This window comes from Streptomyces caniferus (assembly GCF_009811555.1).
Classification (GTDB): domain Bacteria; phylum Actinomycetota; class Actinomycetes; order Streptomycetales; family Streptomycetaceae; genus Streptomyces; species Streptomyces caniferus.
Genome location: NZ_BLIN01000003.1, coordinates 1,085,304 through 1,099,561 on the forward strand (window position 1 = coordinate 1,085,304; position 14,258 = coordinate 1,099,561).

8 protein-coding genes are annotated in these 14,258 nt (G+C 71.0%); 5 read left to right on the forward strand and 3 right to left on the reverse strand.

What is annotated here, in order from left to right; genetic code table 11:
- The first annotated feature begins 19 nt into the window (after positions 1-19).
- On the forward strand, positions 20-2,953 hold the full coding sequence (locus tag Scani_RS13475; protein ID WP_159474328.1) for an FAD-binding and (Fe-S)-binding domain-containing protein: 2,934 nt from the start codon (positions 20-22) through the stop codon (positions 2,951-2,953).
- Positions 2,954-3,601: 648 nt separating this feature from the next.
- On the forward strand, positions 3,602-4,195 hold the full coding sequence (locus tag Scani_RS13480; RefSeq protein ID WP_159474331.1) for a hypothetical protein: 594 nt from the start codon (positions 3,602-3,604) through the stop codon (positions 4,193-4,195).
- A gap of 327 nt (positions 4,196-4,522) precedes the next feature.
- On the opposite strand, the gene Scani_RS13485 is transcribed toward Scani_RS13480, so the two are convergent.
- A complete protein-coding gene (locus tag Scani_RS13485; RefSeq protein ID WP_159474334.1) occupies positions 4,523-5,893 on the reverse strand; it encodes an alpha-amylase in 1,371 nt (456 codons plus the stop codon).
- A 331-nt stretch (positions 5,894-6,224) separates the two neighbouring features.
- Here Scani_RS13485 and Scani_RS13490 point away from each other — a divergent pair, with 331 nt between their 5' ends.
- The gene (locus tag Scani_RS13490; RefSeq protein ID WP_159474337.1) at positions 6,225-7,655 is read left to right on the forward strand and encodes a Gfo/Idh/MocA family protein; all 1,431 of its coding nucleotides are present in this window, start codon (positions 6,225-6,227) and stop codon (positions 7,653-7,655) included.
- 135 nt (positions 7,656-7,790) lie between these two features.
- On the opposite strand, the gene Scani_RS13495 is transcribed toward Scani_RS13490, so the two are convergent.
- Complete coding sequence (locus tag Scani_RS13495) at positions 7,791-9,233, reverse strand: cation:dicarboxylate symporter family transporter (protein ID WP_159474340.1); 1,443 nt, start codon at positions 9,231-9,233, stop codon at positions 7,791-7,793.
- A 347-nt stretch (positions 9,234-9,580) separates the two neighbouring features.
- The gene (locus tag Scani_RS13500) at positions 9,581-10,348 is read right to left on the reverse strand and encodes a hypothetical protein (RefSeq protein ID WP_167538079.1); all 768 of its coding nucleotides are present in this window, start codon (positions 10,346-10,348) and stop codon (positions 9,581-9,583) included.
- A 225-nt stretch (positions 10,349-10,573) separates the two neighbouring features.
- Between Scani_RS13500 and Scani_RS13505 the strand changes: the two genes are divergently transcribed.
- The gene (locus tag Scani_RS13505; RefSeq protein WP_159474343.1) at positions 10,574-12,448 is read left to right on the forward strand and encodes an ABC transporter transmembrane domain-containing protein; all 1,875 of its coding nucleotides are present in this window, start codon (positions 10,574-10,576) and stop codon (positions 12,446-12,448) included.
- On the forward strand, positions 12,445-14,226 hold the full coding sequence (locus tag Scani_RS13510) for an ABC transporter ATP-binding protein (protein ID WP_159474346.1): 1,782 nt from the start codon (positions 12,445-12,447) through the stop codon (positions 14,224-14,226). The genes Scani_RS13505 and Scani_RS13510 overlap by 4 nt, the downstream gene beginning before the upstream one ends.
- The last annotated feature ends 32 nt before the right edge of the window (positions 14,227-14,258 follow it).

Below are 14,258 nucleotides of genomic sequence, written 5' to 3' on the forward strand. Positions count from 1 at the left end.
CAACCGGAGGAGTGCCGCCATGCCCCTGCTGGAGCCGAACCCCCAGACCCTGCGCCCCACCACCACCGGCAGCCCCGCACACGACCGGGTGGCCGGTCCACGGGCTTCGGGCACCCCCGAGCCGCTGCGCGGCGAACTGATCGCGCTGCTCGGCCCGGACAAGGTGCTCCACACGCTCTCCGACCTGGTCCGCTACGCCTCCGACGCCAGCCCGTACCGCTTCGTCCCGCAGGTCGTGGTGGTGGCCGAGGACCTCGACGACATCTCCGCGGTCTTCTCCTACGCACACGGCAGGGGCCGCAACGTCGTCTTCCGGGCAGCCGGAACCTCGCTCAACGGCCAGGCACAGGGCGAGGACATCCTCGTCGACGTCCGCCGGCACTGGAGCGGGATCCAGGTGCTCGATCACGGCGCCCGCGCCCGGATCGGGCCCGGCACCACCGTGCTGCGCGCCAACACCACCCTGGCCCGGTACGGCCGGCTGCTCGGGCCCGATCCGGCCAGCGCCGTCGCCTGCACCCTGGGCGGTGTGGTCGCCAACAACGCCTCCGGGATGACGGCCGGCACCACCCGCAACTCCTACCGGACGCTGGCCTCGGTCACCCTCGTCCTGCCGTCGGGCACGATCGTGGACACCGGGCAGCCGGATGCCGACGCGGAACTGGCGCGGGCCGAGCCGGCGCTGTGCGCGGGCCTGCTGGCGCTGAAGGCGGAGATCGAGGCGGACCGGGAGCTGGTGGCCCGGATCCGCGCCAAGTACCGGATCAAGAACACCAACGGCTACCGCCTGGACGCCTTTCTCGACGGCGCGACACCGGTGGAGATCCTGCGCGGCCTGACGGTCGGCTCCGAGGGCACCCTCGGCTTCATTGCCGAGACCGTCTTCGACACGGTGCCGCTGGACCGCCGCACCTCCAGCGCGCTGCTGTTCTTCCCGACGCTGCGTGCCGCGGCCGCGGCCGTACCGCGGTTCAACGAGGCGGGTGCGCGGGCCGTGGAGCTGATGGACGGCAATACGCTGCGCGCCTCGGTGAGCGTGGCGGGCGTGCCGGCCGACTGGGCGGCGCTGCCCAAGGAGACCGCCGCGCTGCTGGTGGAGTTCCGGGCGCCCGACGAGGCCGCCCAGGAGGCCTACGAAGAGGCCGCGGCCCAGGTACTGACGGAACTGGAGCTGGTCGCTCCGGTCGCGTCCGTCACCAACGCCTTCACCCGGGACGCGTCCGTCATCGGCGGCTACTGGAGGGCCCGCAAGGCGTTCGTGACCGCGGTGGGCGGCAGCCGGCCGTCCGGTACGACGCTGATCACCGAGGACTTCGCGGTACCGCCGGACCGGCTCGCCGAGGCCTGTACGGCCCTGCTGGAACTGCAGGTGCGGCACGGCTTCGACGCGGCGGTCGCGGGCCATGCCGCACACGGCAATCTGCATTTCCTGCTCGCCTTCGACGCGGCGCAACCGGCGGAGGTGGCGCGCTACGCCTCCTTCATGGACGCGTTCTGCCGGCTGGCCGTCCGGCGCTTCGACGGATCGCTGAAGGCGGAGCATGCCACCGGCCGGAACATCGCACCCTTCCTGGAGCTCGAATGGGGGCCGCGGGCAACGGAGTTGATGTGGCGGATCAAGGAGACCGTGGACCCGCACGGCATTCTCGCCCCGCGCATCATGCTCGACCGCGATCCGCAGGGGCATCTGCGCGGGCTGAAGACCATCCCCCGGACCGAGGCCCGCGCCGACCCGTGCATCGAGTGCGGCTTCTGCGAGCCGGCCTGCCCCAGTGGCGATCTGACCACCACGCCCCGCCAACGGATCGTGCTGCGCCGCGAGATGCAGCGCCAGCCGCCGGGCTCCCCCGTCACCGCCGCGCTGCTGGACTCGTACGGCTATGACGCGGTGGACACCTGCGCCGGCGACTCGGTCTGCCGACTGGCCTGCCCGGTGGGGATCGACACCGGCGCCCTGATGAAGGACTTCCGGCACCGGCGCCACTCACCGCGCGAGGAGTGGGCCGCCGCGCAGACCGCCCGGCGGTTCAGGGCCGTCGAGACGGCGGCACGGCTGGCGGTGGCCGCCGCCGACCGGCTCGGCGACCGGCTGACGGCGTCGCTGACCCGGGCCGCCCGGAAGGCCGTACGCCCCGATCTGGTGCCCGAGTGGCTCCCGCGGATCCCCGGCGCGGCCGCCCGTACGCTGCCCGCGACACGGAGGACCGGGGCGGCCGCGGTCTACTACCCGGCGTGTGTGAACCGGATCTTCGGCGGACCCGCGGGGGCTCGGGGGCCGTCGCTGCCGGAGGCGGTGGTGGCGGTGTCGCGGCGGGCGGGACGGCCGGTGTGGATCCCGTCGGACGTGGCCGGCACCTGCTGCGCCACCATCTGGCACTCCAAGGGGTACGAGCGCGGCAGCGCGGTGATGGCCAACCGCATCGTCGAGGCGGCCTGGGGGTGGACGGCCGGCGGCAGTCTGCCGCTGGTGGTGGACGCGTCCTCGTGCACCCTGGGTCTCGCCCGGGAGGTGGTGCCCTACCTGACACCCGACAATGCCGCGCTGCACGCCGAACTGACGGTCGTCGACTCGGTCGTCTGGGCCGCCGAGGAACTGCTGCCGCGGCTGGAGACGGTGCGCCCGGTCGGCTCCGCGGTGCTCCATCCCACCTGCTCCCTGGAGCACTTGGGGGCCGAGGCGCAGCTGCGCCGGGTCGCCGAGGCGTGTGCGCGGGAGGTCGTGGTGCCGGACGACGCGGGCTGCTGCGCCTTCGCCGGTGACCGGGGAATGCTGCACAGGGAGCTCACGGAGTCGGCCACCGCGAAGGAGGCGGCCGAGGTGACCGCGCGGCACTTCGACGCGCATCTGTCGGCGAACCGGATGTGCGAGATCGGCATGGACCACGCGACGGAGGGCCGAGGTTATTACTCGGTCCTCCTGGCGCTGGAACGAGCCACCCGCCCCGCCCTCTGAGCGCAGGCGGGCCGACGTCCCCGAGCGCACCTTCGTGGTCGTCGGCCACGCCTTGATGCGACCGGGCGACCGGAGTCTTGCTCAACCCGAGGTCCGAACGACGACTCGTAGGTGCGTGATTCTTGGGCACGGGCAGCATCTGGGTTGTTGCCCGTTCGTTCCACATCTCTGCCCCTGCGTCCCTGGGGCGCGTCCGTTGAGCGTGCAAGAGTGATGAAGGACGATTCGCCCGTTGACTCCGGAGGAACGCAGATGGCCCTGAACCGCGAGGAGAACTCCAAGTCCGACAGGGTTCGCGGGCCTGAGCGACCGAGAGCGGCTTCCGCTTCCACCGGCACGGCCGTACAACGGATGCTCGCTTCGCAGAGCGCTGTCGGAAATACGGCGGTGGTGCAGATGCTGCTTCAGGCCGGGCATCTGCGGGCGCAGGGCGGCGAGCACGTGGGGGAAGGTGAAGGGCTGTTCCGGGGCGGTCACACGGTACAGAGGGCCGGGGGACGTGGGTCGTCCTCAAGGGACGGAGGCCACTCCGGCCGATCGTCTGCCCGCCCGCCACGCATACGTGTCTCGACACTGCCGCATGTGCATCACATTCAGTTACCCACGTACGGTCCCACGTTCGGGCGCGGCGGAGGTACGCGAGGACACGTGATTCTGGGCCCGCGCGGATTCTCGGATCAGCGAAGCGACGCCAATTCCCAGCTGCCGCCGGCCATCGTCGACGCCCGCGCGACGTATACGAACGAGACCTTCATCGCCGGACATCTGGTCAATGCGTCCTTCGGTGGGGACGGTCGGCGGTCCGCGAATCTCACTATTCTGACTTCCAGCGCCAACGGCCAGATGAAGAGTTTCGACAACTCGATCAAATTGGCCCTGGATAATGTGAGTAATATCTACGAACGCCTTTCTCGCATGTCGGTGGACATCACTCCTCTGCGGCTCGGCGTCGAAGTGGATGTCAGTCCCGCAGGAGAGAGGTACACATGGGACACGCACGGCCCCGGAAAATATATTTCGAAATTCATTCACTGTGTAGCGACAGTCCGCGGCGCCGGCTTGCTTGAAGACTGGATCACTGCGGAATTGACCAAGGACTCCAGCAATCCAAACTGGCTGTACGTTCGCGGCCAACTGGACATAGCGGACAGGTATATCGACCACGCGAACACCATGGGAATGATCGACAACGAACCGAGGCACCCCATCGCCCCCGCTCAGAGCCGTTCTCGCAGGCGTTGACGGCGCGAAGGGGGCTTCGGTTATGTGCGGTTGCCCTTTCTGGTGGCTCGGCATGTGAGAGGTCCGCCCAGTGGAGCCGGCAGCGTGTGTCCGGGCCCGGCTCCACCGCACCAGGGGGCACCTCCCAGCGGTAGCTGGGAGAGCGCCGCGAGCCAGCCGGGACTTTGCGGACACGCCCTAGGGACAGCAAGCGTCTGATGTGACTGGCCGTAAGCGCCAACGCCCGCACAGTCCCACCTGGCTCACGGCGTCCGCCCCTTTCGTACGCCGCCGGTCCGCGCCCGCCGGTCGGGGGGATTCCGGCCGGCGGGTGCGGTCACCTGCTCGTCAGCGCGTGAGGTGCAGCGCCACCGCTCCCTTGGCCGGGACCGAGAGCTCGGCCTTCCCGTCGGCCCCGACGGTGACCGTATGGCCGTCGCACGAGGACGGCGCGGCCGCGACGACATCGCAGTACGAGCCGGCGGGCAGCGAGGTCGCGAAGGTGCGACGCAGTTCGGCGTCGCCGTTGTTGAGGGCCACGAAACCCTTGCCGCTGCGGCCGAAGGCGAGGGCGTTGCCGCCGTCGTCCCACCAGTCCGTCAGCTCCGCCGAACCCACCGCGTTGCGGAACCCCACCATCCCGGTGATCGCCCGCTTGGCGTGTTCGCCGGTCCAGCCGCCGCTGCCGCCGGGCGGTCCGGCGTCCTTGTCGGACCACTCGTAGCCGGAGTAGACGTTCGGTGAGCCGTAGGGCGAGGCCAGCATGAAGACCTCGGCGAGGGTGTGCGCGGCGCCGTCCTTGTAGGTCAGCGTGGAGCCGTTGCGCTCGGTGTCCCAGTTGTCGACGAAGGTGCGGGCCTGGTCGCTGCCGAGCTTGCCGTCCGCGACGGACTTCAGCTGGGCGAGGTTGCCGCTCTGGAAGGCGCTCTTGAGGTGGCTGCCGTAGCGGAATTCGTCGACATCGCCGGTGCCGGTGTACTCCTCGGGCCGCACCGCCTCGCCGGAGCCGGAGATGACTTCCTGCACCCAGTACCCCGGGTCGTGCATCTTGCCCTTGATGGCGGCGAGGTCGGCGGCGGAGATGTGCTTGGCGGCGTCCACCCGGAAGCCGTCGACGCCCAGCGACCGCAGGTCGTCGAGGTACCTGGCGAGGGTGGTGCGGACGTGGTCGCTGCCGGTGTCGAGGTCGGCGAGCCCGACGAGTTCGCAGTTCTGGACGTCGTCGCGGTTGGTGTAGTCGGAGATGCTCTTCCGGCAGCCGTGGAAGTCCCGGTCCTGATAGGAGCCCGGGTACTGGTACTTGCTGTACCGGGTGCCACCGGTGCCCGTACCGGATCCGGCCGCCATGTGGTTGATGACGGCGTCGGCGATGACCTTGACGCCCGCGCCGTGGCAGGCCCTGACCATCGAGGCGAACGCGCTCCGGTCGCCCAGCCGTCCGGCGATCTTGTAGCTGACGGGCTGGTACGAGGTCCACCACTGGTCACCCTGGATGTGCTCCGAGGCGGGCGAGACCTCGACATAGCCGTAGCCGGCCGGGCCCAGCTGATCGCCGCAGGTCTTGGCGACATCCGCGTACTTCCACTCGAACAGCGTGGCGGTGACGGTCTTTTCGCCGGGTGGGGCGGCTTGCGAGGACCACGGCGCGAAGGTGGCCAGGCCGGCCGCGGCCAGCACTCCGGCCAGCGCCCCGCCCAGCACACGGGAACGTTGCTGCATCTTCCGGCTCCTTGATCATGGGGCACGGCAGGACGCACCGCGCCCACGAGTGCAGCCACGCGCCGGGCCGCCATGGGGGGATTCGCCTCGGAGCCTGCCGTTTACCGCGCGGACGCGTCAAGGCTTTCTGCAAGGCATTTCAGCGACTTGCGAAAGGCACCGGCGGCAGGATCTGCGGAGTTGCCGTGAGCCGTCCGGGATTGCGGCAAAGAATCCAAGAGTGCCGCATCAAGAGTCCAATCGGCCCTCTTGTGCCTCAGGCCGTCGGCCGACAGGGTCCTGACCGAGGTTCACGTATGCCCCGGCACACCACCGCTCCCCTGGAGGACCGATGAACGAGGCACCATCGCAGAACCACGACCACAACGAGGCGGGTCCCAGCCGTCGTTCGGTCCTGTGGACCGCCGGTGCGGCGGGCGCCGGACTGGGACTCGGCGGCCTGCCGTCCGGGACGGCCGCGGCCGCCGCACCCGCGGCGGCGGGCTCCGCGACCGCCGCCGCGTCCCCGGACACCAAGGCCAGGACCATGATCGGGGTGCCCTTCGAGCGGCGCAGCACCGTACGCGTCGGCATCATCGGGCTCGGCAACCGCGGTGGCAGCATGATCGACCTCTTTCTCGCGATGCCGGGCGTCCGCGTCGTCGCCCTGTGCGATCCGGTGAAGGACAAGACCGCCAAGGCCGCGAAGAAGGTCACCGCCGCGGGCCAGCCCGCGCCCGCCGTCTACACCAACGGCGACCACGACTTCGAAAACCTCTGCACGCGCAGCGACATCGACTTCGTCTACACGGCCACGCCCTGGGACTGGCATTTCGAGATGGCGAAGACGGCGATGCTCAACGGCAAGCACGTGGGCGTCGAATGCCCCATCGCGCTGCGCCTGGACCAGCTGTGGGAGCTGGTCCACCTCTCCGAGCGCACCCGCAGACACTGTATGCAGCTGGAGAACTGCTGCTACGGCAGGAACGAGATGCGGGTGCTGCGGATGGCGCACGCGGGCCTGTTCGGCGATCTGCTGCACGGCGCCGGTGCGTATATCCACGATCTGCGCGGCCTGATGTTCGACCCCAAGTACTACGAGGGGCCGTGGCGGCGGCTGTGGCACACCCGGCTGCGCGGCGATCTCTACCCCAACCACGGTTTCGGCCCGGTCGCCAACTACATGGACATCAACCGCGGGGACCGCGCCGTACGCATCTCCAGCGTCGGCACGCCCGCCCTCGGCCTCGCCAAGTACCGCAAGGAGCACATGCCGGCGAACGACCCCAGCTGGAAGGAGTCGTACATCGAGAGCGACCGGACGATCAGCCTCGTACAGACCGCCAAGGGGCGGGTGATCCGGCTGGAACACGATGTCTCCACCCCGCACCCCTACAGCCGGATCAACAGCCTCGGCGGCACCAAGGGCCTCTTCGAGGACTACCCGGAGCGGATCTACCTCGAGCCGGACCAGAACAACGACGAGTGGGGCGACTTCGCCAAGTACGCGGAGTGGGACCACTGGCTCTGGAAGGAACACGCCAATCCGCCCGGCGGGCACGGCGGCATGGACTACATGCTGGTCTTCCGGCTGATGCAGTGCATGCGGCTGGGCCTCGTACCGGACTTCGACGTCTATGACGCGGCGACCTGGACCGCGCCGGTGCCGCTGAGCGATCTCTCGATCAAGGCGAACGGTGCCCCGCAGGAGATCCCCGACTTCACCCGCGGGCTGTGGAAGAAGACCCGGCCGGGGATGGATTCGCCCAAGCCGGAGGAGTGAGGGCCGGAGGCGGCGCGGGGGCCCGGCCGACGGGGGGCCGGGTCCGGCTGACGGGGTGTGGTGCGGGCGCGGCGGGCGGGCCGGGCGGTGCGAGCGGGGCCCGGCGGGCGGCGGTGCGCCGGCCGGGCCCGTCGCTCAGGTGTCGCGGCCGGTGACGGGGGCGGCGCCCGGCTCGGTCGCCGCCTCGCGCACCTTCGCCGGCTCGCGCGCCTCCACCGGCTCGGCCTCCGCCCGCTGCGCCCCCCGCTCCTGCCGTTCGCCCGACCGGTCGGGTGCCGCAGTGGCCGGCAGTTCGCCGTTGAGGACCTTCTTCGCCGTCACCCGGTCCAGTGCGCCCTCCCAGCGGGAGACCGCGAAGACCGCGACGCAGTTGCCGAGCAGGTTGGTAGCCACCCGCATCGAATCCATGATCCGGTCGACGCCGAGCAGCAGGGCGACCGCGCCGGCCGGGATGACGCCCAGCGCGGAGGCCGTCGCGGACAGCGCGAGGAACGCCGAACCCGGCACGCCCGCCATGCCCTTGCTGGTCAGCATCAGGACCAGCACCACGGTGATCTGCTGGCCGAGCGACAGGTCGACACCGATGGCCTGGGCGATGAAGAGCGTGCCGATCGAGAGGTAGATCGAGGCGCCGTCGAGGTTGAAGGAGTAGCCGGTCGGCAGCACCAGGCCCACCGCATCGTCCCGGCAGCCCGCGGCGCGCAGCTTCTGCATCATCCGCGGCATCACGGTCTCGCTGGAGCCGGTGCCGAGCGCCAGCAGCAGCTCCTCGCGGGTGTAGCGGACGAACTTCCACAGGCTCAGCCCGGTGACGGCCTTGAGCGCACCGCCGAGCAGCGCGAGGAAGACCAGCGCGACCCCGTAGCAGACCGCGATCAGTTTCCCGTACGTCGACATCGCCCCCAGGCCGTACTCCCCCACCAGGTGGGCGGTGGCGCCGAGGACCGCGAGCGGGGCGAGCTTCATGAGGAAGCCGACGATGGTGAACACGACGTCCTGGGCCTGCTCGATCAGCGGCAGGATCTGCGGCACCTTCTGCTGCCCGAGGTGCAGCAGCGCGGCGCCCACCAGGCAGGCCAGCACCAGGACTTGCAGCAGCGAGTTCTCGGCGAAGGCGCCGACGGCGCTGTCCGGCAGCGACTCCAGGACGAACTGGGCGGCGGAGGGCAGCTGTCCGCCGCCCGTCTTGGCGTCCACCGCACCCTTGTCGAGGGAGGCCGGATCGACATGCATCCCGGCGCCGGGCGCGAAGACATTACCGGCCAGCAGGCCGACGACGAGCGCGACGCCGCTCGCCACCTCGAACCAGATCAAGGCCTTGACCCCGATCCGGCCGAAGGCCTTGAGGTCACCCGCCTTGGTGATCCCGGCGACGACCACGCAGAAGACGAGCGGGGCGATCATCGCCTTGATCAGGCGTACGAAGCCGTCACCGAGCGGCTGGAGCGAGGATCCCGCCTGCGGCCACAGGCGTCCGACGAGAACGCCGAGGACCAGGGCGATAAGTACCTGCGCGAACAGGCTGGTGCGCAGGAAGCGGCCTGCGCGGCGGGTGAGGCTTGCGGTGGCGTGCGGCACGGGCACTCCTCCATGGACGGATTCTGTGATGCGGAAGTGGACTTCCGCGATCCGTCACTATGGCCGCTTGTTGTTCACCACGAAAGAGGTCCGTGTAACTTCCCCGGAAATCTTGGAGCTTGATCCAAGGGGGATGCACGGGAGCTCCGAATTCGGGCAGCGGTGACCGTTGCGTTGACTTTCCTGCGGATTTGCGAGGGCGGAGAGGCGCGCCGGATGTCGTTCACGCGCCGGGCGTTGGGCGCGCGGGTTTGTCGCATGCGGGCGCGGTGCACGGCGCCTTGCCCTGGGCCTGAGGTGCGCGCACCCTCCACCTGCCGGCCGTACGCGCACCCCGCCTCGTGCGCTCAGGCCGCCAGGTGCGCCTTGTCCCCCATGACCACCACGGGGTGCCGTGCCGGATCGAGGGCGCGCAGCAAGGCCTGCATACCGGCCTTCGGGAGGCTGACGCACGCGGACGTCCCGCTGCCGTGGTCCAGGTGCAACCAGACCCCGCCGCCCTTCGACTGACCCTGCGGACGGGTCGGGTCCAGCGGGGAGCTCCCCTTGACGCGGTTGTAGTTGATCGCGACGACGTAATCGAAGTCGTGCCGGGTGTTCTTGGACCAGTACGACGGCGGGGTGAACGCCGACGAGTGCGTATAGGGCAGCTTGGCGCCGGGATCCTGGAGGACACCGCCCGCGTCGGTCAGCGAGAACACCCCGACGGGGCTGCGCTTGTCCCCTTCGTGGTGATCGGCCGTCCAGCCGCGCCGGCCGTTGTGGGCGGCCCAACGTCCGTTCTGGTCCCATCCGTTGGCACCCTTGTCGTACAGGACGACGGTGGCGTCGGCCGAGTCCACGTCCTTGCCGTAGACCGCCACGACCTGCCGGGAACCGGCGGGGATCCGCGACCTCAGGGCGGTGCCGACCTCGGGGATGTTCTTGAGGTGGGTGGTGGCCGACGCGCCACGGGCCGGGCCGCCGGGGCGCTCCCCCTTGCCCGCGCCGTCACCCTTGCCGTCCCCGGCCTTGCCACCGCTCGCACCGCCGCCGCAGCCCACCAGAAGGACCAGCCCCGCCGCGGCCACCGCCGCCATCCGCATCGCACTGCCCGCTGTTCGCATGCCCCCCATGGTCGCACCGTCGCCCTGACGGCCGTTCGGCACCCGACCGCCGCCGACCGGCCGCCGCACGATTGTCCGGATCGCAGGGGCACAGCGGAAAAACCGTTTGAAATCAGCCCACGCCACGGGCCAACCTTCCAGAACCTCCGCCGGAGACGAGACGGGCGAGAGGGGCATTTCGCCTGCCGCAACGGCCTGTTGCCGCCCACCCACCACGACTTCGCCTGGGGCATCATGCACATTCGCGACCTTCCGCATCCCGACCCGGGCGTCCCGGACGTCCGTACGGGCGGCGCCTTTCTCCTGTGGCTCTGCAGGCAACAGCTCGGCGGACAGTTCAAGGCCCTCGCCTGGGGGCTGCTGAACGTCGGCGCCATCGCCGCCTCCCCCGTACCGGTGGGTCTTGCCGTGCAGGCCGTGGTGGACCGCGATGTCGGCCGGCTCGTCCTGGCCGGCGGCCTGATCCTGGCTCTGGGCATCCTGATCGCCCTCGGTGGCACGATGCTGCACCGCGCGGCCGTCACCAATTGGATCACCGCCGTCGCCCGGATGCAGCAACTCCTCGCCCGCAAGACCACGGAGCTGGGTTCGGCCATGACCCGGCGGGTGGCGGCCGGGGAGATCGTCGCCGTCAGCACCGGCGACCTGGAGAAGATCGGCTGGTTCGTCGAGGCGATCTCCCGGTTCGGTGCCGCCGCGGTCAGCGCGGCCGGCGTCTCCGTGGCGCTGACCCTCTACCGGCCGGAACTGGGCGTGCTGGTGGCCGTCGGCGTGCCCGTGATGGCACTGGCCGTGCTGCCGTTGCTGCCGCACGCCACCCGACGCGCCGACGCCCAGCGCGAGAAGGCCGGCCAGGCCACCGAGCTGGCCTCCGACACCGTCGCCGGGCTGCGCGTGCTGCGCGGCATCGGCGGCGAGGAACTCTTCCTCGGCCGCTACCGCAGCGCCTCCCAGGAAGTACGCAAGGCCGCCGTCCGCAGCGCCCGGATGTGGTCGCTGATCTCGGCCGTCCAGGTACTGCTGCCGGGCCTGCTGCTCATCGCGGTGGTCTGGTACGGCACCCGGCTCGCCCTGGACGGCACGATCGCCGTCGGCGATCTCGTCACCGTCTACAGCGCGGTCACCTTCCTGCTCTTCCCGCTCAGACACTTCGAAGAGATCGCCCAGGCCTACTCCTTCGCCAGACCGTCGGCGAAACGCACGGCCCGCGTCCTGGCGCAGAGCCGCCCGGCCGGCGGGCGGGACGCAGACCTGAGGGCGACCTCGATCACCGGGCTGGGCGCAGGCCTCAAGGCAACCACGGCCACCGGGCAGGACGCAGACCCGGGGGCGGCGCCCACCGGCGATCTGCACGACCCGGTCAGCGGCCTGACCGCCCCGGCCGGCCGGCTGACCGCGGTGGTCTGCGGCGACCCCGACAGCGCGGGGCGGCTCGCCGAACGCCTCGGCGGCCACCCGCCGCATCACGACGACGACGGCGGTGACGGCACCGGGCTGATCTCCGTCGCGCTCGGCGGCACCCCGCTGGACGACCTGCCGCGCGACGCCGCCCGGGAGGCCGTACTCGTCCAGGACAAGGACCCGATGCTGCTCTCGGGCACGCTCGGCGAACTGCTGGACGTACCGGCATCCGGCCGGGTGGGCGCGACGGAGGCGCTGGCCGCGGCCCAGTGCGGCGATGTGCTGACCGCGCTGGCGCAGGCGTCCGTCGGCGACTCGGGGGACCCGATGCAGACCCACATCACCGAGCGCGGCCGGTCGCTGTCCGGCGGGCAGCGTCAGCGGCTCGCCCTGGCCAGGTCCCTGGTCGCCGACCCCGAGGTGCTGGTGCTCGACGAGCCGACCAGCGCCGTCGACGCACACACCGAGGCCCGGATCGCCGACGGCCTGCGGGGGATCAGGACGGGACGGACGACCGTCGTGCTCACCTCCAGTCCGCTCCTGCTCGACCGGGCGGAACGGGTGGTGCTCCTCCAGGAGGGAAAGGCCGTCGCCGAGGCCACCCATCGCGAACTGCTGCACAGCCACCCCGCCTACCGCGCGATCGTCACCCGCGCATCGGACCCCGAGCCGGCGATGTCGGCCGGCCAGACCGAGGAGACCGCATGATCGGCCTGGCGCCGCCGGAGCACGATCCGGACGCCCCGCAGACCCTCACCACCCTTCCCGTCGGCTCACCGGCGACGGTCCGCAGCTATGTCGGCGGGCTGATCCGTCGCCACCGCAGGGCGTTCACCCTGCTGGTCGTCGTGAACGCGGCCGCAGTGATCGCCTCCATGGCCGGCCCGTACCTGCTCGGCGGAGTCGTCGAAAAGCTGTCCGCGGGGTCCCGGGACCTCCAACTGGAGCGCACCGTCGCGCTGTTCGCCGCGGCGCTGGCCGCCCAGACGGTGTTCGTCCGCATGGTCCGATTGCGCGGGGCGATGCTCGGCGAGCGGATGCTGGCGGATCTGCGCGAGGACTTCCTCGTACGGTCCGTGGCGCTGCCGCCGGGCGTCCTGGAGCGGGCCGGCACCGGCGACCTGCTGTCGCGCATCACCACCGACATCGACCGGCTCTCCAGCGCGATGCGCGAGGCCGTGCCGCAGCTGTCCATCGGCGTGGTGTGGGTGGCGCTGCTGCTGGGCGGGCTGACGGTGACCGCGCCGCCGCTCGCGCTGTCCGCATTGATCGCGCTGCCGCTGCTGATCGCCGGCTGCCGCTGGTACTTCCGACGGGCGCCGAGCGCCTACCGCTCCGAAGCGGCCGGTTACGCCGCGGTGTCCGCGGCGCTCACCGAGTCCGTGGACGCGGGACGCACCATCGAGGCCCACCGGCTGGGCGCGCGCCGGATCGCCCTGTCGGAACGCCGGGTCCGGGAGTGGACCCAGTGGGAGCGCTACACCCTCTTCCTGCGTTCGGTCCTCTTCCCCGTCGTCGATCTGACACATGTGCTGCTCCTCGGCTCGGTACTGCTGCTCGGCGGAGCCTTCGTCATCCAGGGCTGGATCACCGCGGGGCAGCTGACGACGGGCGCGCTGCTGGCGCAGATGATGATCGAGCCGGTCGGCATGGTCCTGCGCTGGTACGACGAACTCCAGGTGGCCCAGGTGTCGATCGCGCGGCTCGTCGGCGTCCGGGAGATCGAACCGGAGGCAGCCGATGCGAAGCGGTTCCCGGACGGCCGGGACGTCCATGCCGACGGCGTGAGCTTCGGCTACCGCGCGGGCGTCGATGTGCTCCGGGAGGTCTCGCTGCGGGTCCGTCCGGGGACCCGGCTGGCGCTGGTCGGACCGTCCGGCGCGGGCAAGTCGACACTGGGCCGGCTCCTGGCGGGCATCTACGGTCCCCGGGTCGGCAGCGTCACCCTGGGCGGGGCCGAGCTCTCCGCGATGCCGGCCGAGCGGATCCGCGAACAGGTGGCCCTGGTCAACCAGGAACACCACGTCTTCGTCGGCTCGCTCCGCGACAACCTCCTGCTGGCGCGCAGCGGTGCGGACGATGCCGAGCTGTGGGCGGCGCTCGGCGCGGTGGACGCCGACCACTGGGCGCGGGCGCTGGGCAAGGGACTGGACACCGAGGTGGGCTCGGGCGGCCACACGCTGACGCCCGCTCAGGCTCAGCAGATCGCACTGGCCCGGCTGGTGCTCGCCGATCCGCACACCCTGGTGCTGGACGAGGCGACGTCCCTGCTCGACCCGCGGGCGGCCCGTCATCTGGAGCGCTCGCTGGCCCGGGTGCTGGACGGCCGCACGGTCGTGGCGATCGCCCACCGGCTGCACACCGCCCATGACGCCGATGTGATCGCGGTCGTCGAGGACGGCCGGATCAGCGAACTGGGCAGCCACGACGAACTGGTCTCCGCAAACGGCGCGTACGCCGCCCTCTGGCGGTCTTGGCATGGCTGAGGCTGCGCGTGCTGGTGGGGTCGGTAGGGCGG

Bases quoted from the DNA above. Each gene is read 5' to 3' on its own strand.
- Scani_RS13475 (WP_159474328.1), top strand. From the start codon at position 20: ATGCCCCTGCTGGAGCCGAACCCCCAGACCCTGCGCCCCACCACCACC.
- Scani_RS13485 (WP_159474334.1), bottom strand. From the start codon at position 5,893: ATGCAGCAACGTTCCCGTGTGCTGGGCGGGGCGCTGGCCGGAGTGCTG.
- Scani_RS13490 (WP_159474337.1), top strand. From the start codon at position 6,225: ATGAACGAGGCACCATCGCAGAACCACGACCACAACGAGGCGGGTCCC.
- Scani_RS13500 (WP_167538079.1), bottom strand. From the start codon at position 10,348: ATGGGGGGCATGCGAACAGCGGGCAGTGCGATGCGGATGGCGGCGGTG.
- Scani_RS13505 (WP_159474343.1), top strand. From the start codon at position 10,574: ATGCACATTCGCGACCTTCCGCATCCCGACCCGGGCGTCCCGGACGTC.
- Scani_RS13510 (WP_159474346.1), top strand. From the start codon at position 12,445: ATGATCGGCCTGGCGCCGCCGGAGCACGATCCGGACGCCCCGCAGACC.